Source organism: Paraburkholderia sp. LEh10 (genome assembly GCF_017814945.1).
Taxonomy (GTDB): Bacteria; Pseudomonadota; Gammaproteobacteria; order Burkholderiales; family Burkholderiaceae; genus Paraburkholderia.
The window spans coordinates 1-25,365 of record NZ_JAGIPX010000094.1; the positions used below are offsets into that span (position 1 = coordinate 1).

Consider the following 25,365-nt stretch of genomic DNA (forward strand, 5'->3'; position numbering starts at 1 on the left):
TAGATATTGCAGGGCAATCCTCGCGAATGGCGCGCCGGCGAATACTCATACGTCCGGACTCACGCTACGAGGCGAGGACGACGTTGCGTGTCCGGGTATGTACTGTGTATATAGTCGATCGGTACGTAGTCTCCAAGACGAAACGCGAGCATTGCGGTCTCGCGCGTGCGCAAGAACAGACACGATCGCTGCGGCGCTTTCGGCGAGGTTTGTCGCGAAGTCAGCCTGTGAGCAGGATGCTTCTTACAGGGGGCAGCGCAACTGCGGCCAAGGCGACGGTGAAGAGATTCTAGGGACCGGGCGGGCGTGTGTGAATATCGGGAGCACCGATGATAGGTATCGGCATGCGTTGCCGCCTTCGAACGCAGTTCGACGCGATTTTGTCGTGTTGGCTTTCGGCCAGAAACGCCTGGATCTCGCGCACGCTCATGCCGCGCGCGTACATCGCAATGATGCGTTCGTCGACACGAGCGCCGTTTCACCGGCTTCGCGTGGTACGGAGGTAAGCCGTGCCGATCGCTTCGGCCAGCACCCTCAGGCCGTCGACCACGGCAATCAGGATGTCCTGGCAGCCGCGGGTCTTCAGTTCGTTGAACACCTTGAGCCAGAACCAGGCTTGAAGCGCGTGAAGATTGAGGCCGGGAGTCTCTGCAAACGACGGTCATCATGCTTCAAAAGCCGAACGACCAAACTGCCTGCCCACGCTTACGATCGATACGCCCTACGCTGCAAAAGAGCAGTGCTCTGAAAACGAGTTGTTCAGACCTTCCTTAGGTCAATGCACGGGCTACGGCACTCGAAACATTACCGTTCGACAAAAGTACCGGGACCTTATATGTAAGCCGCGTCTTCTTGCTTCCTGTCATCGCGAAACGGCAGCACGAGTAGCACCGTCCTTGTCAATCCGAGCTGATCTGCGGGAGCGTCACGCCTTCCGCTAAGAGATTCTGAATTGAGAGCAAAGAAATCGTGAATGTACTTTCAGTATCGCGCCCGCATAAGCTTGGTGTCCATGAGGTCTAGGACCGGAGGCACACGATGACGAAGTCCCACAAAAGGTGGCGTAATCCCGGATGCGAAAAAGCGTCACGCCTCTGGCGCGCTCAGATGCATGCCATGCCGCCTTCAAGGTTCATGGCCAGGCGAGCGAACATGTCGGCGGTCCCCAATACTATGAATCGGAATGAACCGGGGTTCTGGATCTGGCGAATGACTTGATTAATCAGAAAGTGGATTGGCAGGTTGCTGAAACATCTTTACTGAAGCAAGGCGGGGTCCGCATACCTACAGGAGTCGCCTTCGACTCCCGTTCGGTGAACCGTAGCCGTTCCGTCTTCGCTCAGTATTTTCTGGTGCGTAGATCTGCAAACGAAAGGGCGACATCCGGTATCGGATTACGCACGATCCCCCAATGGAGACGACTATGAGCAGTGTTTTCGAGCCAGCCGGCCGCAAGGGCGACGCGCCGTTCTTTTCGAAGGCGGCGACCGTTGCCCGACCGGACTTCTCCCGGTGGATGGTGCCGCCGGCCGCCTTCGCCGTGCACCTGTGCATCGGCCAGGCCTATGCGTTCTCCGTGTTCAACGGACCGCTCACGAGAGTCATCGGCATCACGAAGTCCGCACCGGACGACTGGACGCTGACCACGCTCGGCTGGATCTTCTCGCTCGCGATCGCGTTCCTCGGCCTGTCGGCGGCATTCGCGGGCAAGTGGCTCGAAAAAGTCGGCCCGCGCCGCACGATGTTGACGGCCGCGTGCTGCTTCGGCGGCGGCCTCATCGTGTCGGCGATCGGCGTGTCGACCCACCAGATCGTGTTGCTGTATCTGGGCTACGGCGTGATCGGCGGGATCGGACTGGGGCTCGGCTACGTGTCGCCCGTCTCGACGCTGATCCGCTGGTTCCCGGACCGACGTGGCATGGCAACGGGCATGGCGATCATGGGTTTCGGCGGCGGTGCGATGATCGCCGCGCCGTTGTCGGTCGCGCTGATGAACCACTTCAAGAGCGCAACGAGTGTGGGCGTGTCCGAGACATTCGTCGTGCTCGGCGTTGCGTACTTCATTTCGATGTCGATCGGCGCGCTCGCGATTCGCGTGCCGCCGGCCGGCTGGGCGCCCGCCGGCTGGACGCCGCCCGCGACCGCGAAGCAGAAGATGATCACGCGCAATCACGTGCACATCGACCAGGCGTTGAAGACGCCGCAGTTCTATCTGATCTGGCTCGTGCTGTTCCTGAACGTGACGGCCGGGATCGGGATTATCGGCCAGGCTTCGGTGATGATCCAGGAAAGCTTCAAGGACACCGTCACGGCCGCGGCTGCCGCCGGTTTCGTCGGCCTGCTGTCGCTGTTCAACATGGGCGGCCGCTTCCTATGGGCCTCGGCATCGGACTACGTGGGCCGCAAGAACACGTACTTCATCTTCTTCGCGCTGGGCGCCGTCCTGTACTACTTCGTGCCGACCTTCGCGGCGACGGGCAATATCGCGCTGTTCGTGCTGTGCTTCTGCCTGATCCTGTCGATGTACGGTGGCGGCTTCTCGACCGTGCCCGCGTATCTCGCGGACATGTTCGGCACGGCTTACGTCGGCGGCATTCACGGCCGCCTGCTGACGGCGTGGGCGGCGGCAGGTGTCGCGGGTCCCGTGCTCGTCAACTACCTTCGCGCGTACCAGATCGCGCATGGTGTCGCGAACGCGAACGCGTACACGATGACCGTACACGTCATGGTGGTGGTGCTCCTGATCGGCTTCGTCTGCAACCTGCTGGTGAAGCGCGTGCATGACAAGCATCACATGACGGAAGCGCAACTCGCGGCCGGCAACTAACGCTGCAAAGACACAAAGGAGAATTGCAATGTCGACGCAAACCGCTCATCCAACCAACAAGGTGTTGCTCGCCGTGTTCTGGCTGTATGCACTGATTCCGCTGACATGGGGTGTCGCCAATACGCTCGTGCAGGCGTTGAAGCTCTTTCATTGAACGCGGCGTCGCCCCGGAAGGGGCTGTGCATACGGCACTGAGACAGGACGAGATTCATCGGCGTCAAGGTCGTGCGGAACATTCGGGACAGACGCGATCAGAACGCTCAGGTGTATCTCGTCTTTTTCACCACGTGACTTCGTTCGCTCGAACCGGGAGAGTTCACGGTCGACGGCTCGACCAATCTCCGCGCCCCGCAGCAGCATCGTGGATCCTGCGGGGCGCTGCATCTTCAGCGCTTGATGCGGATTCGCCGAGGCTGCAGGGCGCCCGCGTCATACGTGCCCGAACTCCCGCGTGAGGAATTCTTCCGCGTGCTCGAGCATGAAGTAACGAAACGCTTCGGCGGGCGGCGACAACACCTTCGAGAGCAGATTCACCATATGCCAGCGGCGCAGCACCGGGGCGCCTTCCACGTCGATGATCGCGATGCGCTCGTTACTCAACTCGAGCCCGAGCGTATGCAGGGACAAGAGGCTGATCCCCATGTTGGCCATCACGGCCTGCTTGATCGTCTCGTTGCCTGACATTTCCATCGTGATATGGGGGGTGAGGCCGTGCCGCTTCCAGTACTCCTCCAGCACCGCGCGCGTGCCGGAACCGGGTTCTCGCACGATGAAGTTATAGCCGGCCAGTGCCTGTGCGGGCGCGTGCCCAAGTCGCACGAGGGGATGATCCGGAGCCGCGACGAATACGTGCGGATGCACCGCGAATGGTTCTGCCCGCGTGGCCATCTCGCTGGATGGGCGTCCCATCACGGCCAGATCCACTTCGTTGCGCTGCAATTGCTCCACCAGCGTCTGGCGGTTGCCGACGGACAGGCTCACCTCCACACCGGGATGGTCCTGGCAAAAACGCCCGAGTAGCGGCGGCACGAAATACTGCGCCGTGCTGACCATTCCGATGACGAGCCGCCCCGTCTCGACCTTCTTGAAGTGAGCCACCATGTCCTCGGCGTCCTTGAGCGTTGCGAGGACTTTTCGCGCGTAGACCAGGAAGTATTCGCCGGTGATGGTCAACGAAACGTTCCTGCCCTCGCGGTCGAAAAGCGGCAGCCCGATCTGCGTCTCCAGCTCGCGGATCTGCATGGTTACCGCTGGCGGCGTCAGGCTCAGCATGTCCGCTGCGCGCGAGAAGCTCAAATGGTGCGCAACAGCGACGAAGACCCGAATTTGCCGGAGTGTTACGCCTTTCATTAAGGAACCCTTAATCGAGAGTTATCAATTTGTGAATATACATTAATTGTCGCGCTGCATAAGCTTGGTGCTCATGTGGTCGGTCAACCAAACAGGAGACACTACGATGACCAAGTCAGTCGAAAGCGCCGTGATGCCCGATGCGAAGCGCTACGCCGCCGGCGTGCTCAAGTATCGGCAGATGGGGTACTGGAATCCGGATTACCAACCCAAGGAAACCGACATCATCGCGCTGTTCCGCATCACACCTCAGCCTGGCGTGGATCCGGAAGAAGCGGCCGCGGCCGTGGCGGGTGAGTCCTCGACCGCGACCTGGACGGTCGTGTGGACCGATCGCCTGACCGCGTGCGACATGTATCGGGCCAAGGCCTACCGCGTCGAGCCGGTGCCCAACAATCCCGAGCAGTATTTCTGCTGGATCGCCTACGATCTGTCGCTGTTCGAGGAAGGGTCGATCGCCAACCTGACCGCCTCGATCATCGGCAATGTGTTCAGCTTCAAGCCGCTGAAGGCGGCCCGTCTCGAAGACATGCACTTTCCGGTGGCCTACGTCAAAACCTTCGCGGGCCCGCCGACCGGCATCATCGTGGAGCGCGAGCGGCTCGACAAATACGGCCGCCCGCTGCTGGGCGCCACCACCAAGCCGAAGCTCGGCCTGTCGGGACGCAACTACGGCCGCGTGGTGTATGAGGGGCTCAAAGGCGGCCTGGATTTCATGAAGGATGACGAGAACATCAACTCGCAACCTTTCATGCATTGGCGCGACCGCTTCCTCTTCGTGATGGATGCCGTCAACAAGGCATCGGCTGCAACGGGCGAGGTCAAGGGCAGCTACCTCAATATCACTGCCGGCACCATGGAAGAGATATACCGGCGCGCCGAGCTTGCCAAGGAACTGGGTTCGGTGATCGTCATGATCGACCTGGTCGTCGGCTGGCCCTGTATCCAGTCGCTGAGTCAATGGTGCCGGCAGAACGACATGATTCTGCACCTGCACCGCGCGGGTCACGGCACTTATACCCGCCAGAAGAACCACGGAGTGTCGTTCCGCGTCATCGCCAAGTGGCTGCGTCTCGCGGGTGTGGACCACATGCACACCGGCACGGCAGTGGGCAAGCTGGAAGGCGATCCGCTTACCGTGCAGGGCTACTACCACGTCTGCCGCGATGCGGTGACGAACCAGGATCTGTCGCGTGGTCTCTTCTTCGATCAGGACTGGGCGTCGCTGCGCAAGGTGATGCCGGTCGCGTCGGGCGGCATTCACGCGGGCCAGATGCACCAGTTGATCGACCTGTTCGGCGACGACGTCGTGCTGCAGTTCGGCGGCGGGACCATCGGTCACCCGCAAGGCATTCAAGCAGGGGCGACCGCCAACCGCGTGGCGCTCGAAGCGATGGTGCTGGCCCGCAACGAAGGGCGCGACATCAAAAACGAAGGACTGGAGATCCTGCGTGAAGCGGCCAAATGGTGCTCGCCGCTGCAAGCCGCGCTCGACACCTGGGGTGACATCACCTTCAATTACACGCCGACCGACACTTCGGACTTCGTACCGACCGCGTCGGTGGCATGACGCCGCGACCGAGACTTCCCCAACGCTGAATTGCCGCAAGAGAGGACACCATGCGCATTACACAAGGCACCTTTTCCTACCTGCCGGACCTCACGGACGAGCAGATCACCAAGCAGCTCGAATACTGCCTGGACAAAGGCTGCGCGGTCGGCATCGAATACACCGACGATCCTCACCCGCGCAATACGTACTGGGAGATGTTCGGCTTGCCGATGTTCGATCTGCGTGATGCCGCCGGCCTCCTGCTGGAAATCAACAACGCCCGCAAGACGTTTCCCAACCAGTACATCCGCGTCACTGCCTTCGACTCGACGCATACGGTCGAGTCGGTGGTGATGTCCTTCATCGTCAACCGTCCGGCTGTCGAACCGGGTTTCCGACTGGTGCGGCAGGAAGACGAAAGCCGCCGGATCCGCTATTCGATCGAGAGCTATGCGGCTCAGTCCCGCCCCGAGGGTGAGCGCTACTAAACGAAGGAGAGTCGTATGTCCGCGCCTGTAACCATCGAGCAATCGCAGCCGGCCACCCTGTCCACCGCGCTCGCGACATCCGGCATCGCCGAATTACTGGCGCAGCTCGATCGCGAGTTGATCGGGCTGGCGCCGGTCAAATCCCGCATCCGGGACATCGCCGCGCTGCTGCTGGTCGACAAGCTGCGGTCGGCGCGCGGTTTCAGCACGGGCACGCCCAGCTTGCACATGTGTTTCAGCGGCAATCCCGGGACCGGCAAGACCACCGTGGCAATGCGCATGGCGGCCATCCTGCACCAGCTGGGTTATGTGCGCAAGGGACATCTGGTGGCCGTCACGCGCGACGATCTGGTGGGGCAGTACATCGGACATACGGCACCGAAGACCAAGGAAATCCTCAAAAAGGCGATGGGAGGGGTGCTGTTCATCGACGAGGCGTACTACCTCTATCGTCCGGAAAACGAGCGCGATTATGGCCAGGAAGCCATCGAGATCCTGCTGCAAGTGATGGAGAACAACCGCGAAGACCTGGTCGTGATACTGGCTGGCTACAAGGACCGCATGGACCGGTTCTTCGAGTCCAACCCCGGCATGTCGTCCCGCATTGCGCATCACATCGATTTTCCCGACTACAACGGTCAGGAGTTGCTGAAGATTGCCGAGCTGATGCTCGAATCGATGCAATACCACTTCGATGAAGAGAGCCGGGCTGTATTTGCCCGGTACCTTGAGCGCCGCATGGCATTGCCGCATTTCGCCAACGCTCGAAGCGTGCGCAATGCCCTCGATCGGGCCCGACTGCGGCACGCGTCGCGGTTGCTGAACGATGCCGACACGGTGGCGGACGACGCCGCGCTGACCACCATCACGGCGGCAGATCTGCTCGCCAGTCGGGTGTTCCAAGAGGCAAAAGACAAGGAGTGAGACGTGCAAGCATTGATATTCGACGTCGACGGCACGCTTGCCGATACCGAAACGGCGCACCGCGAAGCTTTCAACGCGGCCTTTGCCGAGGTTGGCCTGGATTGGTACTGGGATGAGGCGTTGTACGCGCGCCTGCTGAATGTAGCCGGCGGCAAGGAGCGCCTGCTGCACTACTGGCGCACGATCGACCCGGAGGAAGCCCGTGGCTGCAAAGTGAATGAAACCATCGACGCAGTGCATGCCATCAAGACGCGTCACTATGCCGCGCTCGTCAGTGGCGGTGGATTGCCGTTGCGCCCCGGTATCCACCGGTTGATCGCCGAGGCCGAGGCCGCCGATATACCCATCGCCATTGCGACCACCACCACGCCGGCCAATCTCGATGCGTTGCTGTGTGAGCCACTGGGTGCCGACTGGCGCAAGCGCTTCGCGTCGATTGGCGATGCCGCCACGGCGCCGGTGAAGAAGCCGGCACCGGACATCTATCACGCCGTGCTGGAGCAACTCGGTCTGCAAGGTGCCGACTGCCTGGCCGTGGAAGACTCGTACAACGGCTTGCGTGCTGCGACGGCTGCGGGCATTCCGACCGTCGTCACGACGACGCCCTACACGGAACTGCACTGGTTCGATGAAGCGCTCGTCGTGCTGCCCCACCTCGGCGATCCGGAGCGGCCATTGCCTCAGCTTGTGCCGGGCATGGGTCAACGCTGGGTGGACTACCTTGCCGCGCTTCATCACTGGCACGACGGCGTGCTTTCAAGGGAGAACTGAAATGAGCACCGCACAGATCCGCATTGCCCCGTCTATCCTGTCGGCCGATTTTTCCCGGTTGGGCGATGAGGTGCGCGCCATCGAAGCGGCCGGCGCCGATCTCGTTCATTTCGACGTCATGGACAACCATTACGTGCCGAACCCGACCATCGGCCCCCTGGTTTGCGAGGCGATCCGGCCGCACGTATCCATTCCCATCGATGTGCACTTGATGGTCGAACCGGTCGATTCGCTGATTCCGATGTTCGCCAAGGCCGGTGCGAATTTCATCACGTTCCATCCCGAGGCGAGCCGCCATATCGATCGCACGCTGTCGCTGATCCGCGATCACGGTTGCAAGGCGGGGCTCGTGTTCAACCCCGCAACGCCTCTGGGGTATTTGAATTACACCCTCGACAAGCTCGACATGGTGCTGCTGATGAGTGTGAATCCCGGCTTCGGCGGGCAGCATTTCATTGCCGGCACGCTCGACAAGCTACGCCAGGCCCGTGCCCGCATCGACCAGCACCGGGAGGCCGGCGGCCAGCCTGTCTCGCTGGAGGTCGACGGCGGCGTGAAGGTCGAGAACATTGCGGAGATCGCGCGCGCCGGCGCCGATACCTTCGTTGCCGGCAGCGCGGTCTTCGGAGCTGCCGACGCGGACGGCGGCTACCGCACGGTCATGCAACGCCTGCGCGCACAAGCCGCAGCGGCGCGCTGACTTACAAATGATCAAAAGACGATGGGAGACACATCATGCCTTTGACTCCGAAGTTCACCTTGACGCAATTCCTCATTGAAGAACGCCGGCGCCACCCCGAGGCCACAGGCGATTTCAATAGCGTCATCCTCAATGTGGCGATGGCTTGCAAGCACATTGCGCGCGCCGTCGCGTTTGGTGCGCTGGGCGGCGTGTACGGCAATGCTGGTGGTGCTGTCAATGTGCAGGGCGAACAGCAAAAGACGCTCGATGTGCTGAGCAACGACGCCTTTCTGCGCATCAATGAATGGGGCGGGCATCTTGCCGGCATGGCGTCGGAGGAACTGGAGAAACCTTACGAGATTCCAGCGCAGTTTCCACGCGGAAAATATCTGCTGTCGTTCGATCCGCTCGACGGCTCGTCGAATATCGACGTGAACGTGTCGGTCGGCAGCATTTTTTCCGTGCTGCGCGCGCCGGATTCGCTCCATGAGGGGGAGGACACAGACTTTCTCCAGCCAGGCTGCACCCAGGTCGCCGCGGGCTATGCCATTTATGGCCCGACCACGATGCTGGTGCTGACGGTTGGAACCGGCGTCAACGGTTTTACGCTGGACCCGAATCTGTGCGAGTTCGTTCTCACGCATCCCCGTATACGCGTGCCCGAGGATACGCAGGAATTCGCCATCAATGCGTCCAACAGCCGCTTCTGGGAAGCGCCCATCAAGCGCTATGTGGACGAATGCCTGGCCGGTACGGGCGGGCCGCGCGGCAAGGACTTCAATATGCGATGGATCGCGTCGATGGTCGCCGAGGCGCATCGCATCCTGATGCGCGGCGGGGTGTTCATGTACCCGCGCGACACCAAGGATCCCGCCAAGGCAGGGCGGTTGCGCCTGCTCTATGAAGCGAACCCGATCGGGTTCGTGATGGAGCAGGCCGGGGGACGCGCCAGCACCGGGCGCCAGCCGGTCCTGTCGGTCCAGCCCAGTTCGCTGCACCAGCGCGTCGGCCTGGTGTTCGGCTCTAAAAACGAAGTCGAGCGCATCGAGCGCTATCACCTCGAACCGGGCGGGGGTGATCTTCCGAGTCCGCTGTTTAACGAGCGCGGATTGTTTCGCGCACCTCTCTGAGATCACGGTCATGTCTGAACGCCATCCCATTATCGCCATTACCGGTTCTTCGGGAGCCGGTACCACGTCCGTCACACGGACCTTCGAAAACATCTTCCGCCGTGAAGGCGTGAAATCGGTGGTGATCGAAGGCGACAGCTTTCATCGCTACGACCGCCAGCAAATGAAGACCATGCTTGCCGAGGCGGAACAAACCGGCAATATGAACTTCAGTCATTTCGGCCCGGAGACCAATCTGTTCGACGAGCTGGAAAATCTGTTCCGCAGTTACGGCGAGTCCGGTACTGGCATGCGTCGTCGCTATCTGCACAGCACCGAGGAAGCCGAACCGTACAAGCAGGAGCCCGGCACGTTCACCGCGTGGGAAGGGTTGCCGGAAGGGACCGATCTGCTGTTCTACGAAGGATTGCACGGTGGCGTGGCGACCGACAAGGTCAATGTGGCCCAGTATCCCGATCTGCTGATCGGCGTCGTGCCGGTCATCAACCTGGAGTGGATCCAGAAACTGTGGCGTGACAAGAAGCAGCGCGGTTATTCGACCGAAGCGGTGACCGACACCATCCTGCGTCGCATGCCGGATTATGTGAACTACATTTGCCCGCAGTTTTCCCGCACCCACGTCAATTTCCAGCGCGTGCCGTGCGTCGATACCTCGAACCCGTTCATCGCGCGGGAAATTCCGTCGCCGGACGAAAGCATGGTGGTGATCCGTTTTGCGAATCCGAAGGGCATCGACTGCCAGTATCTGCTGAACATGGTGCACGGCTCCTTCATGTCGCGCGCCAACACCATTGTGGTGCCCGGCGGGAAGATGGAACTGGCCATGCAACTGATTTTCACCCCGTTCGTGTGGCGCATGATGGAGCGTCGCAAGCGCGCGCTCGGCGCCATTTGAGGAGAGCTGCGATGAATGCTCCGGAATTTCAATCGATGGAATCGCAATGCGCGAATGCCCTGCGTTTTCTCGCGGCCGATGCGGTCGAGAAAGCCAGGTCGGGACACCCGGGCGCGCCGATGGGCATGGCGGAGATAGCCGAGGTGGTGTGGCGGCGGCATCTGCGCCACAACCCGGCCAATCCGAAGTGGATCAACCGTGACCGCTTCGTGCTGTCCAACGGTCATGCATCGATGCTGCTGTACGCGTTGCTGCATTTGAGCGGCTACGATCTTCCGCTCTCCGAGCTGCAGCGGTTTCGCCAGCTCCATGCCCGCACGCCGGGCCATCCGGAAGTGGGCGTCACGCCCGGCGTGGAGACGACCACCGGCCCTCTCGGACAAGGTCTTGCCAATGCGGTGGGGATGGCGCTCGCGGAGAGGCTGCTGGCCGCCACCTTCAACCGCGACGGGCACACGGTCATCGACCATAAGACCTATGTGTTTCTCGGCGACGGCTGCCTGATGGAAGGCATCAGCCACGAAGCAGCGTCGCTGGCCGGCAAGCTCGGGCTCGGCAAACTGATTTGCCTCTATGACGACAACGGCATTTCCATCGACGGCGACACGTCCGGCTGGTTTGCCGACGATACGGCCCAGCGCTTTTGCGCGTATGGCTGGCACGTGGCGACCGTGGATGGCCACGACACCGTGGCCATCGACCGGGCCGTCGCTGAAGCCAAAGCAAGTGAAAAACCGTCGCTGATCTGTTGCCGCACCGTGATCGGCAAAGGCGCACCGAACAAGGCGGGAGGACACGACGTGCACGGCGCGCCGCTGGGGGCGCAGGAGGTCGCGGGCATGCGCGACGCGCTTGGCTGGATGGCTGCGCCTTTCGACGTGCCGGCCGATATTGCCGACGCGTGGAATGCGCGCGAGCGCGGCGCGTTGGCGGAGGACGACTGGACTCAACGCTTTGCCCGCTACAGCGCCGCGTATCCTGAACTGGCCGCCGAATTGCTGCGCCGCTGCGAAGGGACGCTGCCGCCCGATTACGAGGACGGCGTGATGTCCGCCGTGAATGAACATTCGTCGGCACTGCATCAGAAGATCGCGACCCGCAAGGCATCGCAACTGGCTCTCGAGCCGCTCGTCGCCGCGTTGCCGGAATTGTTCGGCGGCTCGGCTGACCTGACTGGTTCGAACCTGACCAATGTCAAGGCATCGACCTGGGTCAACCACCACGGCACGGGCAACTATCTGAGCTACGGCGTGCGCGAGTTCGGCATGGCGGCGGTGATGAATGGGATCGCACTGCATGGCGGGTTTATCCCTTATGGCGGCACCTTCCTGACGTTCTCCGACTACTCGCGCAATGCGCTTCGCATGGGAGCACTGATGAAGCTGCGTGTCATTCACGTGCTGACGCACGATTCCATCGGGCTGGGCGAAGATGGCCCGACGCACCAGCCGGTCGAGCACGCGTCGAGCTTGCGGTTGATCCCCGGCAATCGGGTCTGGCGTCCCTGCGACGGCGTGGAAACCGCGATCGCATGGCTGGCGGCCGTGCAGCGGGACGACGGGCCGAGCTGCCTCGTGCTGTCGCGACAGGCGCTGACGCCGATGGAACGCAGTGCCGAACAGATCGAAGGAATCAAGCGCGGCGGTTACGTATTGGGCGACGCGGCCACGGTCGATGTCGTGCTGATTGCAACCGGTTCCGAAGTGGAGATCGCGGCGCGGGCGGCGCAGACGCTCGCCGAACGAGGCATTGGCGCGCGCGTGGTGTCGATGCCCTGTGTCGAGCTGTTCTTCGCGCAGGACGCTGATTATCGTGACGCCGTGCTGCCGCCTGGCGTGCCGCGCGTCAGCGTGGAAGCCGGCGTGACGTGGTACTGGCGCGGTGTGGTTGGCGAGCGTGGTGCGTCTGTCGGTATCGACAGCTTCGGCGAATCCGCGCCGGCAGAAGCGCTTTACGAATACTTCGGCCTGACCTCGACTCGCGTCGCGGAAGCTGCCATCTCGCTGATCGGGAAGCAACCGTGATGGAAAGCCGCCAGACAATCTGCCAGACAGTGCTCATCGATCTGGACGGCACGTTGGTGGATAGCGCACCGGACATCGTTGCCGCGGCTAATCAGATGCTGGCCGATCTGCGTACCGCGCCGCTGCCGTTCGACACCGTCGCCGGTTTCATCGGCAAGGGCGTTCCGAATCTGGTGCGGCGCTCGCTCGAAGCCAGCGGTATCGACGGAACAGCCGACCCGGCGCAGGCCGAAGCGCTGTTCCACCGGCACTACGCGCGGATCAACGGGAGTCTGAGCCGTGTATTTCCCGGCGTGGTCGCGGGTCTGGACGCGTTGCGCGCGCAAGGGTACCGGCTGGGCTGCGTGACCAACAAGCCGGAATCGCTTGCCGCGCAACTGCTTGCGACGACAGGGCTCGCCGCGTACCTCGAAGTATTGATAGGCGGCGACACCATCGCGCAGATGAAACCCGATCCGGAGCCGGTGCGGCATGCCTGCCGCCTGCTCGGCGCCGACGTGGCCAGGAGTGTTCTGGTCGGCGATTCCCCCGTCGACGTTGCGACGGCGCGCGGGGCCGGCATACCGGTCTACATCGTGCGCTATGGCTACGCGGGACCGGCCGGCGCAGAGGCGCTGGACTGCGACGACCTGCTGGATTCACTGGAAGATCTACCAGACATTCTGGAACCGGGCAGGCGGGTATCGGCTGCCTGAAACCGACAACAATCGAACGGAGACAAGACCCATGACTATCAAGGTCGCAATCAATGGTTATGGCCGTATCGGCCGCAATGTCCTGCGTGCCCATTATGAAGACGGCAAACGGCATGACATCGAGATCGTGGCGATAAACGACCTCGGCAACGCCAGCACAAACGCCCATCTGACGCAGTACGACACGGCCCACGGCAAGTTTCCGGGCACGGTCAGCGTCGATGGGGACTATCTGGTGGTCAATGGCGACAAGATCCGGGTGCTGGCAGTGCGCAATCCAGCCGAACTGCCCTGGGGCGAACTCGGGGTCGACGTGGTGATGGAGTGCACCGGACTGTTCACGACCAAGGAAAGGGCGTCGGCTCATCTGGCGGCGGGCGCCAAGCGCGTGATGATCTCGGCGCCCGGCGGCAAGGATGTCGACGCAACGGTCGTCTACGGTGTCAATCAACAGGTGCTCCGCGCCAGCGACAAGGTCATTTCCAACGCGTCGTGCACCACGAACTGCCTGGCCCCGCTGGTCAAGCCGTTGCACGAAAAGCTGGGCGTCGTGACCGGGCTGATGACGACCATCCATTCCTACACCAACGATCAGGTCCTGACCGACGTCTATCACGAGGATTTGCGGCGCGCCCGCTCGGCCACCATGAGCATGATTCCGACCAAGACCGGTGCGGCCGCGGCTGTCGGGCTGGTACTGCCGGAACTGAGCGGCAAACTGGACGGCTTTGCGATTCGTGTGCCGACGCTCAATGTGTCGCTGGTGGATCTGTCGTTTATCGCCCAACGGGACACCACGGCGGACGAAGTCAATGCGATCCTGAAAGACGCGTCCGACGGTTCGCTGAAAGGCATCCTCGAATACAACACGGCGCCGCTGGTCTCCGCCGACTTCAACCACAACCCGGCGTCGTCGATCTTCGATGCGACGCTGACCAAGGTGTCGGGCCGGCTGGTGAAGGTATCGAGCTGGTACGACAACGAATGGGGTTTCTCCAATCGCATGCTGGATACGGCCGTCGCGTTTGCGATCGCAAGCTAGGAGACCGTCATGTCATGTGTCATTACGCTTGCCGATCTCGCCGCCGCGGATAACCTGGCGGGGAAGCGCGTGTTTATCCGCGCCGATCTGAACGTGCCGCAGGACGAGGCGGGCAACATTACAGAAGATACGCGTATTCGCGCGTCGGTGCCTGCCATCGAGCTCTGCCTGAACGCCGGCGCGGCGGTGATGGTGACCTCCCATCTGGGGCGGCCGGTGGAAGGTGAACTCAAGTCACGCGATTCCCTGGCGCCGGTCGCGCGGCGCCTCTCGGAGCTGCTTGGCCGCGAAGTGGTGCTGGTGCAGGACTGGGTGGACGGCGTGACCGTGGAGCCGGGCCAGGTGGTGCTGCTGGAAAACTGTCGCGTCAATCCTGGTGAGAAAAAGAACAGCGACGCGCTGGCCCGGAAAATGGCCAGTCTGTGCGATGTCTACGTGAACGACGCCTTCGGTACCGCGCACCGCGCTGAAGCCACCACCCACGGCATCGCCGGATATGCGCCGGTTGCGTGCGCCGGCCCGTTGCTGGCTGCCGAGATCGCCGCGTTGAGCAAGGCGCTGAGCCAGCCGGCGCGCCCGCTGGTCGCCATCGTAGCGGGCTCGAAGGTCTCGACAAAGCTGACCATCCTGGAATCGCTCGCGAACAAAGTCGACTATCTGATCGTCGGAGGCGGCATTGCCAATACCTTCATGCTGGCGGCCGGCCTCAAGATCGGCAAATCGTTGGCGGAGAAGGATCTGGTGGGCGATGCAAGGCGCGTCTGCGACGCGATGGCCCGGCGTGGCGCGTCCGTGCCGATTCCGGTGGACGTCGTATGCGCGAAGGAATTCTCGGCCACCGCCGCGGCGGTCGTGAAAGACGTTGCCGACATCGAAGACGACGACATGATCCTCGATATCGGCCCGAAGACCGCCGCCATGCTGGTCGATCGCCTGAAAGGCGCCGGCACCATCGTGTGGAACGGCCCGGTCGGCGTGTTTGAGTTCGACCAGTTCGGCAACGGTACCCGAGTGCTGGCCCAGGCCATCGCCGAATCCCCGGCGTTCTCCATTGCCGGCGGCGGCGATACGCTGACTGCCATCGCCAAGTATGGCGTTGCCGATCGCGTGAGCTACATCTCCACTGGCGGCGGCGCCTTCCTCGAATTCCTCGAGGGCAAGACGCTGCCTGCGGTCGACATACTCGAACAGCGTGCCGCCACGGCACACGACCCGCTCCATCACCAATCTTGCTAGGAGTACCATCATGGCCATCATTTCATTGCGTCAACTGCTGGATCATGCGGCGGAGTTTGGCTACGGCGTGCCGGCGTTCAACGTCAACAATCTGGAACAGATCCAGGCCATCATGGAAGCCGCGCAGGAGACCGACAGTCCGGTCATCCTGCAGGCTTCCGCGGGTGCGCGCAAATATGCGGGCGAGGCCTATCTGCGTCACATGGTGCTGGCGGCCGTAGAAACGCATCCCGACATTCCGATCGTGATGCATCAGGATCATGGCGGCAGCCCCGCCGTCTGTCAGGCGTCGATTCGCTCGGGCTTTACCAGCGTGATGATGGACGGCTCGCTGCGCGAGGACATGAAGACGCCGTCCGACTATGAGTATAACGTCGCCACGACGCGCCGCGTGTGCGAATTCGCACATGCGGTGGGCGTGTCGGTGGAGGGCGAACTGGGCTGTCTCGGCTCCCTGGAGACCGGCGCCGCCGGCGAGGAAGATGGCTCCGGAGCGGAAGGCACACTGTCGCACGATATGCTGCTGACCGATCCGGCGCAGGCCAAGGACTTCGTCGAACAAACCGGCGTCGATGCGCTCGCGATTGCCATCGGCACGAGCCACGGGGCATACAAATTTTCGCGCAAGCCAACTGGCGATATCCTGGCCATCGACCGCATCCGGGATATCCACAGCATGATTCCCGATGTCCATCTCGTGATGCATGGCTCGAGCTCCGTACCGCAGGAATGGCTCGAGATCATTCGCCAATACGGTGGCGACATCAAGGAGACCTACGGCGTGCCGGTCGAGGAAATCCAGCGTGGTATTCAGAGCGGAGTGCGCAAGGTGAATATCGATACCGACATCCGGCTGGCGATGATGGGTGCGACTCGCAAGTTGCTGGCGGAAGATCGCAGCGAGTTCGATCCGCGCAAGGCCCTGGCCGCGGCGAAGAAGGCGGCGAAAGGCATCGTCCGGCTGCGCAATGAAGCGTTTGGCTGCGCGGGACAGGCGTCGAAAATCAAGCCCATACCGCTTGAGCGCATGGCAACGATCTATCAGTAGCGCGCTTGCGCAGACCAATACGGGGAGAGGAAGCCTGACGGGTCAAGACGCTCCCGACCGTCGGCCCTGGCTTCCAGTCCGATCCTGGCGACGCCCGATACACCCGATACGGCCCGGCCGATACACGTGATGCAAGGACCCTGTCCCACATCGTGCGGTGGCTTTTCGCGCGCATCGCGAGAACGGGGGCAGGCGCGTGAGGGCGGGTGTGATTCCCTAAAGCGCTTGTACGCGATATGTTCAGTCATCCTGAAAAATGCGGAGGTCATCAATGACGATGATTCCAATATCCCGGCGACAGTTCCTGAAGGTGTCCGCCGCCACGCTCGCCGGATCGAGTCTTGCCTTGATGGGCTTCTCGCCGGCCGATGCCCTCGCGGAAGTCCGCCAATACAAGCTGGCGCGCACTGTCGAAACTCGCAGCACCTGCCCGTATTGCTCGGTCGCATGCGGCATCCTGATGTACAGCCTCGGCGACGGTGCGAAAAACGCGAGGCCGAGCGTCATTCACATCGAGGGCGACCCCGACAATCCCGTCAATCGCGGCACCTTGTGCCCGAAGGGTTCGAGCCTGCTTGACCTCGTTCACAGCAAGACCCGGGCGATCGTTCCCGAATATCGCGCGCCCGGCTCGGACAAGTGGGAGCCGATCTCGTGGGATGCCGCGCTCGAACGTATCGCGAAGCTGATGAAGGAAGACCGCGACGCGAATCTGATCGAGGTGGCGGAAGACGGCGCGAAGGTCAACCGCTGGATATCGACCGGCATGCTCGCCGCGTCGGGTGCGACGAACGAAGTCGGCTACCTGACGCACAAGATCATGCGCAGCATGGGGTTGCTGCCGTTCGACAACCAGGCGCGTGTCTGACATGGCCCGACGGTGGCAGGTCTTGCCCCGACATTTGGCCGTGGAGCGATGACGAACCATTGGGTCGACATCAAGAACACGGATCTGGTTCTTGTGATGGGCGGTAATGCCGCCGAAGCGCATCCCTGCGGCTTCAAGTGGGTGGTGGAAGCGAAGGCGCACCGCAAGGCGCGTCTGATCGTCGTTGACCCGCGTTTCAACCGCACTGCGTCGGTCGCGGACTTCTACGCGCCGATCCGGACCGGCACGGACGTCGCATTCCTGGGCGCGGTGATTCGCTACCTGCTGGCGAACAACAAGATTCAGCGCGAGTACGTAAAGCACTACACGGACTTCACGTTCATCGTGCGCGAGGATTTCGCGTTCATGGATGGCATCTATTCCGGCTACGACCCGGACAAGCACACGTATTTCGACAAGTCGAGCTGGGACTATGAGCGCGGCGCCGACGGCTACGTGAAGGTCGACGAGACGCTCACGCACCCGCGCTGCGTATACAACCTGCTCAAGCAGCACTATGAGCACTACACGCCGGAGATGGTCGAGCGCGTTTGCGGCACGCCCAAGGAGAAGTTCCTGAAGGTGTGCGAGATGCTCGCGTCCACGGCGGTGCCCGGTCGCGCGGCGACGATCCTGTACGCGCTCGGCTGGACTCACCATTCGATCGGTGCGCAGATCATTCGCACGGGCGCGATGGTGCAGTTGCTGCTCGGTAACATCGGGATCGCCGGCGGTGGCATGAATGCGCTGCGCGGCCACTCGAACATCCAGGGGTTCACCGACCTCGGTCTGATGTCGGACCTGCTGCCGGGCTATCTGACATTGCCGAGTCAGAACGAGCAGAACTTCGATGAGTACATCAAGAAGCGCACGCAGCAGCCGATGCGGCCGAACCAGCTCAGCTACTGGAAGAACTATCGTGCTTTCCACGTCAGCCTGATGAAGGCATGGTGGGGCGATGCCGCGACGGCCGAGAACAACTGGGCGTTCGATTACCTGCCGAAGCTCGATAAGCCTTATGACCTGCTGCAGACGATCGAGCTGATGCACCAGGGCAAGATCAACGGCTACATCGCGCAGGGCTTCAATCCGCTCGCGGCGGCGCCGTCGAAGGCGAAGACGGCGGCCGCGCTCGCGAAGCTGAAATGGCTCGTGGTGATGGATCCGCTCCAGACGGAGACGTCCGAATTCTGGAAGCCGCACGACGATTACAACGTCGCCGATCCGAAGAGCATCCAGACCGAAGTGTTCCGCCTGCCGACGACGGGCTTCGCGGAGGAGCGCGGCTCGTTTGTGAGCTCCAGCCGCCTGTTGCAATGGCACTGGCAGGCTCAGCCAGGGCCGGGTCAGACACGCAGCGATCTCGAGATCATGTCGGGTCTCTTCATGCGGATCCGGGAGATGTACGAGAAGGGCGGGGGCAAATTCCCGGATCCGATCGTCAAGCTGACCTGGCCGTATGCGGACCCCGAAAGCCCGACGCCCGAAGAGCTGGCGATGGAGTACAACGGCCGTGCGCTTGCCGATCTGCCGGATCCGAAGGATCCGACGAAGACGCTCCTGAAGCGCGGCCAGCAGCTCGCCGGCTTCTCGCAGTTGAAGGACGACGGCTCGACGGCGAGCGGTTGCTGGATCTTCTGCGGCGCGTGGACGGAGGCGGGCAACCAGATGGCGCGGCGCGACACCACCGATCCGACCGGCATTGGCAACACGCTCGGCTGGGGCTGGGCATGGCCGGCGAACCGGCGCGTGCTGTACAACCGCGCTTCCTGCGATCCGAGCGGCAAGCCGTTCGATCCGACGCGCAAGTTGGTTGCCTGGAACGGGCGCGCATGGACGGGCGCCGACGTTCCGGACTTCAAGGTGGACGAGCTGCCCGAGGCCGGCATGGGCCCGTTCATCATGAATCCGGAAGGCGTCGCGCGCTTCTTCGCGCGGGGGATGATGAACGAGGGGCCGTTCCCGACGCACTACGAGCCGTTCGAGACGCCGCTGTCGAAGAACCTGCTGTATCCGGACAATCCACGCGCGCTGAACAACCCGGCGGCCCGGATCTTCCCGGAAGATCGGGCGATGCTCGGCAAGGCGGACAAGTTCCCGCACACGGCAACCACGTATCGTCTGACCGAACACTTCCATTACTGGACGAAGCACGTTCGGCTGAACGCGATCGTGCAGCCGCAACAGTTCGTCGAGATCAGCGAGGATCTCGCGAAGGAAGTGGGCGTCGTGGCCGGCGATCGCGTGAAGGTGTCGTCGAACCGCGGCTACATCATTGCGGTCGCGGTCGTCACTAAGCGGATCAAGCCGCTGATGGTCGACGGCAAGAAGGTGCAGACGGTCGGCATCCCGATTCACTGGGGATTCACGGGCGTGGCGAAACCGGGCTATCTCGCGAACACGCTGACGCCGTCCGTCGGCGACGGCAATTCGCAGACGCCGGAGTTCAAGTCGTTCCTGGTGAAAGTGGAAAAGGCGTAAGGGGGACCCGATGTCATTGCAATCGCTGGATATCAAGCGCCTGTCCGCTACGACGGTGACGCCGCCGAGCGATCGTGTCCCGGTGACGGGCACGGTCGCGAAACTGATCGATGTGTCGAAGTGCATCGGCTGCAAGGCCTGTCAGACGGCGTGCATGGAGTGGAACGATCTGCGCGACGAGGTGGGCACCAACGCGGGCGTCTACGACAACCCGAATGATCTGACCGAGCATTCGTGGACGGTCATGCGGTTCACCGAGTACGAGAACCCGGACGGCAATCTCGAGTGGCTGATCCGCAAGGACGGCTGCATGCACTGCGAGGATCCGGGCTGTCTGAAGGCGTGCCCGTCGCCGGGCGCGATCGTGCAGTACACCAACGGGATCGTCGACTTCCATGAGGAGAACTGCATCGGCTGCGGCTACTGCGTGGCCGGCTGCCCGTTCAACATCCCGCGGGTGTCGAAGAAGGATCGCCGCGTGTACAAGTGCACGCTGTGCTCGGACCGTGTCGCGGTAGGCCAGGAGCCGGCCTGCGTGAAGACCTGCCCGACGGGCGCGATCATGTTCGGCACCAAGGAGGACATGAAGGCGCAGGCGGCGGACCGGGTCGAGGATCTGAAGGAACGGGGCTTTGCAAACGCGGGGCTGTACGACCCGCAGGGCGTCGGCGGCACGCACGTGATGTACGTACTGCATCACGCGGACAAGCCGTCGCTGTATCACGGCCTGCCGGACAATCCCTCGATAAGCCCGTTCGTGAGCCTGTGGAAGGGGATCGCGAAGCCGCTCGCGGTCGCGAGCCTCGCGCTGACCGCGCTCGCCGGCTTTTTCCACTACACGCGCTTCGGCCCGCAGGTGGTCACGAAGGAGGAAGACGCCGAGGCTCGTGAGGAAGCCCACCGCATCGAGGAGGAAGTGAGATGAGCCACCAGGACCCGAACATGCTCGTTCGCTACCGGCCGAACGAGCGCTGGAATCACTGGATCACGGCGATGTCGTTCGTGATGCTGGTGCTGTCGGGCCTCGCGCTGTTCCATCCGTCAATGTTCTGGCTGACGGAACTGTTCGGCGGCGGCCAGTGGACGCGGGTGATGCATCCGTTCATCGGGCTCGTGATGTTCGTGTCTTTCGCGGCGATGGGCGTGCGTTACTGGCACGCGAACCAGATCGACGCGGACGACGTGAACTGGCTGAAGAAAATCGGCGACGTGCTGCAGAACAAGGAGGAAGGGCTGCCGCCGGTCGGTAAATATAACGCCGGTCAGAAGATGCTTTTCTTCACGATTATCGTCTGCATGCTGGCGTTGCTGCTATCCGGCATCGTGATCTGGCGTCGCTACTTCTCGTTGTATTTCCCGATCGAACTGATCCGCATCGCCGCGCTGGTGCATGCGGTCGCCGCGTTCGTGCTGATCGCCGGCATCCTCGTGCACATCTACGCGGCGATTTGGGTGAAGGGCTCGATCCAGGCGATGATGCTCGGGACGGTCTCGTATGGCTGGGCGCGCAAGCACCATCCGAAGTGGTTCCGGCAGATGATCCGGGAGCGGGCGAAGCAGGGTGCGAAATAACGGCGATGGCCGCCTTTCGGCGCTTGTTTTTTTGTGCATCGTGGTGACACAAGTGACTCAATACATTCTCGTACCGAACGACATCGCGTCGCTCAACCCGACGGAGATCCTGCGTTTCAGGCTGCCGGATCGGGCGACCGTGTTCGCCGCGCGCGCGGCGCGCCTGCGCAAGCTGGCCGACAACACCCCGATCGCCGACTATCTGCGACTGATGGCGGCGCTCGTCGACGCGCAGCATGCGGTGCTGCAAACCTTCGAAGCGAACGGGCCTAGCCGCGATGCGATCGCGCAAGCGCAGGCCCACTCGATGCCGATCGCGCCGGCCTTGACGGGCGAGCGCGATCGGCAGTGGCGCGACGTGCTGCTGCGCCTGCTGGACAGCGTCGAACGGGTCGGCCCGTGCACCCGCCGCTCGCGAAGCTGATCGAACGGCTGCGCGGCGCGGACGCCGCCGATCTCGACTCCCAGGTCGATGCGATTCTCGCGCTGCGTGTCGCCGACGTCGAGCCGGCGATGGTGCCGTTCATCATGGCCGCGCTGCAGGTCGTCTGGACGGACATCGCCGCACGCACGTGGGCAGCCGACGTGTCGTACCTCGACCAGCCCGGCCTGTGCCCGGTGTGCGGGTCCGCGCCGGTCGCGAGCGTGATCCGCCTCGGCGGCCAAAGCGAGGGCTATCGCTACCTGCAATGCGGGCTGTGTGCGAACGAGTGGCACATGGTCCGCACGAAGTGTTCGTCGTGCGATTCGACGAAGGGAATCGCGTACCTCGGCATCGAGGGCAACAGCGACGCGCTCAAAGCCGAATCGTGCGACGCGTGCCGCACGTACCGGAAGACCGGCTATCCGGCGAAGGATTTTGACGTCGAGCCACCGCAACGGCAACCCGGACCGCAACGGCAGCCTGGGCCGCGACAGATACAGCAGCGTCACCGGCATCCTTGGAGCTGAGTGGACGCGGGTCCGCCGCCCTCGATCCACTCTCAAGGGATGGCTGTGATGCCTGGAGCACCTGCTGCCTGTGGCAGCTAATGCAGTGTCGCGTCGTCTACCTTGAGTCGAGGCCATATGAGCACCATCACACCAGTCGGGCACGCCGAACGTGAACAGCGCGAACCGATTCTGAATACTGTCGACCGCGTTTGCGAACTGTGTTTTGGTCTGTTCATGGCATTGACGTTCATCGGCGCGGTCAAGGCAGTCACCGCCGGTGAAGACGCCGGATACAGGATGTTTCTCGCCGCACTCGGATGCAATCTCGCCTGGGGCCTCGCCGACGCCGTGATGTATCTCGTCCGCACGCTCGCCGAGCGAGGTCAGCGCCTGAAACTCGCGATGACCGTGCGGCAGGCGGGAGATCCGGCGGGCGCCGTGCGCGCGCTGCGCGACGCATTGCCTGAGAGGCTGGACCCGCTCGTCGAAGATGCTGCCCGCCTGGTGGCCGTGCCGACGCTGCCGGCCCGGGCGACTTTCGTGCTTGATGGCTTCGTCGGCGCGGTTGGCATCTTTCTGCTTGTTGTGCTGGGAACATTCCCGATCGCGGTACCGTTTCTCGTCGTCAACGATCTGACGACGGCGCTCGTCGCCTCGCGCGTGCTCACACTCGTAATGCTTTTCATCGCGGGATTTGCGTTGGGACGCTACACCGGCGCGGGGGCAATGAAAGCAGGCTTCGCAATGATCGCGCTTGGCATTGTGCTGATACCATGGCAATCATTGCGCTGGGCGGGTGATCGACGCTGACGCCGTGGTCCAACTCTGAACGGCGGTTGAGGGTCCGATCTTGGCCGCATTGGCGTGTGAGATGCAGTTTGGGCAACGACGGTCAGCCCATGCCAGCGACGCCGTGAAGCGCTAATACCCCTTCGTATAGATCGTTAGATGGTTACTCACCGACGTTACACCCGGCACGCCCATCGCAACATCCGCGGCCTGCTGGATCTGAGGACCGTCCGGCACGCTGCCGGATAGTGTCACGACACCGCCACGCGCCTTGACGAACACGTTCGAGACGTTGAAGTTGGGCGCTTTCGATAACGCCTTGCGTACATCGCGAGCCAGTTGCTTGTCCGTTGGCGCCGCCTTGCCTGAACCTGCAGCCGGACTTGACGCCATCGGCATGGCGCTGGCGGCTTGTGCGTAGACGTTCGGCGTCAATGTCACGCACCCCATGATCACGATCAGCTTCGCGACGTTGCATGCTTTCATGATTGCCTCTCCCTTTCATGATTGCCTCTCCTGTTCCGCCGTGCCTGGTGTGAGACAAAGATAGCCAAGATCCCGCTTCCAGGGTAGCTTCCTGCTCCACTACGGAAAAGCCCCCTTGCTGACGTGCGACCGCTGGCAGGCCGGTTGCCCGGGCAGCGTAAAACGCCTGCATCGACACGTCGCTGCATTCCGAAGATAGCAAAGGCCACTGGAAGGCGGTTAGCACAGAGCGGCAAGTGACCGAAATCGCTCCACGCTTTCATGAAGAATCCGAATTTGGGAATCCTGGCACGGGTGCGTGCCGAAGGGCAGGTAATGGACCTCGATGCTCGCGATCTATGATGCGCAGCGTGAGTACGCACAGACCAGTCGCGACGGTGAGGGCGTCCTTGCCTATGCGTCGCGGATGGTGAGTTCGCCCGGAAAACGCGACGGTCTGTATTGGCCGACAGGGCCGGATGACACGCCGAGTCCGCTTGGCGAGGCGTTCGTCGATGCGGGTTCGCGCAATGCGAAGAATGCCGGTTACCACGGGTACCACTATAAGTTGCTCGAGTCACAAGGACCAGACGCGCCGGGTGGTGCGTATGACTATGTTGTGCGCGGAAAGCTTTTCGGCGGCTTTGCCGTCATCGCATGGCCGGTGAAATACGGAGACACTGGGATCAAGAGTTCATGGTGAGCCATGCGGGGCAGGTCTATCAGCGAGACCTCGGACCTGACAGTGCCGCCAAAGCGGAGGCCACCAGGTCGTTTGACCCGGGGCCGGGCTGGAGCAAGGTGCCTGATGCCGATGTTCAATGACGCGCTGCATCCTCTTTGTTTTTGTCCTTGGCGAGCGGATAACTCAGCGTGACAAGGCTGGTGCGGCGGACCAGATCACGTACGCAGTTGGACTCGCGTACGCATTTCGATGATGCTCACCTTGCGCAGCCACGGAGGCAGAGCAGATGCTGAACCAGTTTTTCGAGACGATTCTTCTCGTTGTCGCAGGGCTGTTCCCGGTCATCAATCCGCCGGCGGCCGGTTTCATCGTCCTCAGCCTGGTGCCGCACGCAACGCCCACTGAGCGGGCCTATCTGGCGAGGAGCATTTCGCTCAAGAGCCTGATCATCCTGTTGGTGTCGCTCTCAATTGGCGCGCACGTGCTGTCGTTTTTCGGCATATCGCTACCGGCATTGCGAGTGGCGGGTGGGATGGTGATTGCGTTCGCCAGCTGGAACCTGCTGCACGCACAATCGGACGTGGATCGCGTGAGACGGAGCAACGGACCGTGTCGGGCGCAGCTCCCGAGGCCTCGCTGCGTGTGAAGGCTTTCTATCCGCTGACGCTTCCCATTACTGTTGGCCCGGGGTCGATTGCCGTCGCCATCGCGCTCGGCACCGGCAGACCCCGGGTATCCCCCTCGTCAGCCTCGCGGGCGCGGCAGTCGGGATGGCCGTCTTGTGGTGCAGCATCTACGTCTGTGTGCGCTACGCAGCGAACGTCACCCCGGTGAGCGTGAGCACGGAAGTCGATGGACTGTTTTGCAGCGTAAATGAGGGACGGCTGGCAAAGTAAAACGGGGACCTG

Annotated in this window: 20 protein-coding genes and 4 pseudogenes; 21 read left to right on the forward strand and 3 right to left on the reverse strand. The window is 62.4% G+C overall.

Features of this window, described 5'->3' with window-relative positions; genetic code table 11:
- Window positions 1-490: 490 nt before the first annotated feature.
- Window positions 491-616 (reverse strand): annotated as a pseudogene (locus J8I87_RS39590) (transposase); the annotation flags it as partial.
- An 807-nt stretch (window positions 617-1,423) separates the two neighbouring features.
- On the opposite strand from J8I87_RS39590, the gene J8I87_RS39595 reads away from it, so the two are divergent.
- Both J8I87_RS39595 and J8I87_RS39600 read left to right on the forward strand, forming a co-directional pair.
- Window positions 1,424-2,827 carry an OFA family MFS transporter gene (locus J8I87_RS39595; RefSeq protein WP_209937869.1) on the forward strand — a complete coding sequence of 468 codons (1,404 nt, stop codon included), beginning with the start codon at window positions 1,424-1,426 and terminating at the stop codon, window positions 2,825-2,827.
- A 28-nt stretch (window positions 2,828-2,855) separates the two neighbouring features.
- On the forward strand, window positions 2,856-2,981 hold the full coding sequence (locus tag J8I87_RS39600) for an oxalate:formate antiporter (RefSeq protein ID WP_209937870.1): 126 nt from the start codon (window positions 2,856-2,858) through the stop codon (window positions 2,979-2,981).
- Between the two features lie 275 nt (window positions 2,982-3,256).
- Here J8I87_RS39600 and J8I87_RS39605 read toward each other — a convergent pair whose 3' ends face one another.
- Complete coding sequence (locus J8I87_RS39605) at window positions 3,257-4,177, reverse strand: LysR family transcriptional regulator (protein WP_209937871.1); 921 nt, start codon at window positions 4,175-4,177, stop codon at window positions 3,257-3,259.
- Window positions 4,178-4,283: 106 nt separating this feature from the next.
- On the opposite strand from J8I87_RS39605, the gene J8I87_RS39610 reads away from it, so the two are divergent.
- The 17 genes and pseudogenes from J8I87_RS39610 (at window position 4,284) to J8I87_RS39690 (ending at window position 23,318) form a co-directional block, all read left to right on the forward strand.
- On the forward strand, window positions 4,284-5,747 hold the full coding sequence (locus J8I87_RS39610; protein ID WP_209937872.1) for a form I ribulose bisphosphate carboxylase large subunit: 1,464 nt from the start codon (window positions 4,284-4,286) through the stop codon (window positions 5,745-5,747).
- A gap of 50 nt (window positions 5,748-5,797) precedes the next feature.
- Window positions 5,798-6,217 carry a ribulose bisphosphate carboxylase small subunit gene (locus J8I87_RS39615; RefSeq protein WP_209937873.1) on the forward strand — a complete coding sequence of 140 codons (420 nt, stop codon included), beginning with the start codon at window positions 5,798-5,800 and terminating at the stop codon, window positions 6,215-6,217.
- A gap of 15 nt (window positions 6,218-6,232) precedes the next feature.
- Window positions 6,233-7,141, forward strand: coding sequence for a CbbX protein (gene cbbX, locus J8I87_RS39620; protein ID WP_209937874.1), 909 nt, complete (start codon window positions 6,233-6,235; stop codon window positions 7,139-7,141).
- A 3-nt stretch (window positions 7,142-7,144) separates the two neighbouring features.
- Complete coding sequence (locus J8I87_RS39625) at window positions 7,145-7,912, forward strand: HAD family hydrolase (RefSeq protein ID WP_209937876.1); 768 nt, start codon at window positions 7,145-7,147, stop codon at window positions 7,910-7,912.
- Between the two features lies 1 nt (window position 7,913).
- A complete protein-coding gene (rpe, locus tag J8I87_RS39630; RefSeq protein ID WP_209937877.1) occupies window positions 7,914-8,612 on the forward strand; it encodes a ribulose-phosphate 3-epimerase in 699 nt (232 codons plus the stop codon).
- A gap of 35 nt (window positions 8,613-8,647) precedes the next feature.
- Window positions 8,648-9,724, forward strand: coding sequence for a class 1 fructose-bisphosphatase (locus J8I87_RS39635; RefSeq protein ID WP_209937878.1), 1,077 nt, complete (start codon window positions 8,648-8,650; stop codon window positions 9,722-9,724).
- Between the two features lie 10 nt (window positions 9,725-9,734).
- The gene (locus J8I87_RS39640; protein WP_209937879.1) at window positions 9,735-10,619 is read left to right on the forward strand and encodes a phosphoribulokinase; all 885 of its coding nucleotides are present in this window, start codon (window positions 9,735-9,737) and stop codon (window positions 10,617-10,619) included.
- 11 nt (window positions 10,620-10,630) lie between these two features.
- Complete coding sequence (gene tkt, locus J8I87_RS39645; RefSeq protein WP_209937880.1) at window positions 10,631-12,643, forward strand: transketolase; 2,013 nt, start codon at window positions 10,631-10,633, stop codon at window positions 12,641-12,643.
- Window positions 12,643-13,338, forward strand: a complete 696-nt coding sequence (gph, locus tag J8I87_RS39650; RefSeq protein ID WP_209937881.1) for a phosphoglycolate phosphatase — start codon at window positions 12,643-12,645, stop codon at window positions 13,336-13,338. Before tkt ends, gph begins: the two co-directional genes overlap by 1 nt.
- Window positions 13,339-13,369: 31 nt before the next feature.
- Window positions 13,370-14,380, forward strand: coding sequence for a type I glyceraldehyde-3-phosphate dehydrogenase (gene gap / locus J8I87_RS39655; RefSeq protein WP_209937882.1), 1,011 nt, complete (start codon window positions 13,370-13,372; stop codon window positions 14,378-14,380).
- Window positions 14,381-14,389: 9 nt separating this feature from the next.
- Window positions 14,390-15,616 carry a phosphoglycerate kinase gene (locus J8I87_RS39660; RefSeq protein WP_209937884.1) on the forward strand — a complete coding sequence of 409 codons (1,227 nt, stop codon included), beginning with the start codon at window positions 14,390-14,392 and terminating at the stop codon, window positions 15,614-15,616.
- A 10-nt stretch (window positions 15,617-15,626) separates the two neighbouring features.
- Window positions 15,627-16,664 carry a class II fructose-bisphosphate aldolase gene (fba, locus tag J8I87_RS39665; protein WP_209937885.1) on the forward strand — a complete coding sequence of 346 codons (1,038 nt, stop codon included), beginning with the start codon at window positions 15,627-15,629 and terminating at the stop codon, window positions 16,662-16,664.
- Between the two features lie 277 nt (window positions 16,665-16,941).
- Window positions 16,942-20,013, forward strand: a complete 3,072-nt coding sequence (fdnG, locus tag J8I87_RS39670) for a formate dehydrogenase-N subunit alpha (protein ID WP_209937890.1) — start codon at window positions 16,942-16,944, stop codon at window positions 20,011-20,013.
- A 10-nt stretch (window positions 20,014-20,023) separates the two neighbouring features.
- Window positions 20,024-20,938 carry a formate dehydrogenase subunit beta gene (gene fdxH / locus J8I87_RS39675; protein WP_209937886.1) on the forward strand — a complete coding sequence of 305 codons (915 nt, stop codon included), beginning with the start codon at window positions 20,024-20,026 and terminating at the stop codon, window positions 20,936-20,938.
- Entirely contained in the window at window positions 20,935-21,585 is a 651-nt protein-coding gene (locus J8I87_RS39680) for a formate dehydrogenase subunit gamma (protein WP_209937887.1), read from the forward strand. The genes fdxH and J8I87_RS39680 overlap by 4 nt, the downstream gene beginning before the upstream one ends.
- 43 nt (window positions 21,586-21,628) lie before the next feature.
- Window positions 21,629-22,458 (forward strand): annotated as a pseudogene (gene fdhE, locus J8I87_RS39685) (formate dehydrogenase accessory protein FdhE); the annotation flags it as partial.
- Between the two features lie 195 nt (window positions 22,459-22,653).
- Window positions 22,654-23,318, forward strand: a pseudogene (locus tag J8I87_RS39690) (hypothetical protein).
- A 121-nt stretch (window positions 23,319-23,439) separates the two neighbouring features.
- Here J8I87_RS39690 and J8I87_RS39695 read toward each other — a convergent pair.
- Window positions 23,440-23,793: a BON domain-containing protein gene (locus tag J8I87_RS39695; RefSeq protein ID WP_209937888.1), complete on the reverse strand. Its 354-nt coding sequence runs from the start codon at window positions 23,791-23,793 to the stop codon at window positions 23,440-23,442.
- A gap of 322 nt (window positions 23,794-24,115) precedes the next feature.
- Here J8I87_RS39695 and J8I87_RS39700 point away from each other — a divergent pair.
- Together J8I87_RS39700 and J8I87_RS45300 are read left to right on the forward strand one after the other, a co-directional pair.
- Window positions 24,116-24,597, forward strand: a pseudogene (locus J8I87_RS39700) (DUF2950 family protein); the annotation flags it as partial.
- A 146-nt stretch (window positions 24,598-24,743) separates the two neighbouring features.
- Complete coding sequence (locus tag J8I87_RS45300) at window positions 24,744-25,103, forward strand: MarC family protein (protein WP_245254504.1); 360 nt, start codon at window positions 24,744-24,746, stop codon at window positions 25,101-25,103.
- The last annotated feature ends 262 nt before the right edge of the window (window positions 25,104-25,365 follow it).

Excerpts from the sequence above, each read along its gene's own strand:
- fba (WP_209937885.1), top strand. The coding sequence starts at position 15,627 with ATGGCCATCATTTCATTGCGTCAACTGCTGGATCATGCGGCGGAGTTT.
- J8I87_RS39595 (WP_209937869.1), top strand. The coding sequence starts at position 1,424 with ATGAGCAGTGTTTTCGAGCCAGCCGGCCGCAAGGGCGACGCGCCGTTC.
- J8I87_RS39695 (WP_209937888.1), bottom strand. The coding sequence starts at position 23,793 with ATGAAAGCATGCAACGTCGCGAAGCTGATCGTGATCATGGGGTGCGTG.
- rpe (WP_209937877.1), top strand. The coding sequence starts at position 7,914 with ATGAGCACCGCACAGATCCGCATTGCCCCGTCTATCCTGTCGGCCGAT.
- J8I87_RS39615 (WP_209937873.1), top strand. The coding sequence starts at position 5,798 with ATGCGCATTACACAAGGCACCTTTTCCTACCTGCCGGACCTCACGGAC.
- gap (WP_209937882.1), top strand. The coding sequence starts at position 13,370 with ATGACTATCAAGGTCGCAATCAATGGTTATGGCCGTATCGGCCGCAAT.
- gph (WP_209937881.1), top strand. The coding sequence starts at position 12,643 with ATGGAAAGCCGCCAGACAATCTGCCAGACAGTGCTCATCGATCTGGAC.
- cbbX (WP_209937874.1), top strand. The coding sequence starts at position 6,233 with ATGTCCGCGCCTGTAACCATCGAGCAATCGCAGCCGGCCACCCTGTCC.
- J8I87_RS39635 (WP_209937878.1), top strand. The coding sequence starts at position 8,648 with ATGCCTTTGACTCCGAAGTTCACCTTGACGCAATTCCTCATTGAAGAA.
- tkt (WP_209937880.1), top strand. The coding sequence starts at position 10,631 with ATGAATGCTCCGGAATTTCAATCGATGGAATCGCAATGCGCGAATGCC.
- J8I87_RS39680 (WP_209937887.1), top strand. The coding sequence starts at position 20,935 with ATGAGCCACCAGGACCCGAACATGCTCGTTCGCTACCGGCCGAACGAG.
- J8I87_RS39610 (WP_209937872.1), top strand. The coding sequence starts at position 4,284 with ATGACCAAGTCAGTCGAAAGCGCCGTGATGCCCGATGCGAAGCGCTAC.
- J8I87_RS39600 (WP_209937870.1), top strand. The coding sequence starts at position 2,856 with ATGTCGACGCAAACCGCTCATCCAACCAACAAGGTGTTGCTCGCCGTG.
- J8I87_RS39605 (WP_209937871.1), bottom strand. The coding sequence starts at position 4,177 with ATGAAAGGCGTAACACTCCGGCAAATTCGGGTCTTCGTCGCTGTTGCG.
- J8I87_RS39640 (WP_209937879.1), top strand. The coding sequence starts at position 9,735 with ATGTCTGAACGCCATCCCATTATCGCCATTACCGGTTCTTCGGGAGCC.
- J8I87_RS39660 (WP_209937884.1), top strand. The coding sequence starts at position 14,390 with ATGTCATGTGTCATTACGCTTGCCGATCTCGCCGCCGCGGATAACCTG.
- fdxH (WP_209937886.1), top strand. The coding sequence starts at position 20,024 with ATGTCATTGCAATCGCTGGATATCAAGCGCCTGTCCGCTACGACGGTG.
- J8I87_RS45300 (WP_245254504.1), top strand. The coding sequence starts at position 24,744 with ATGCTGAACCAGTTTTTCGAGACGATTCTTCTCGTTGTCGCAGGGCTG.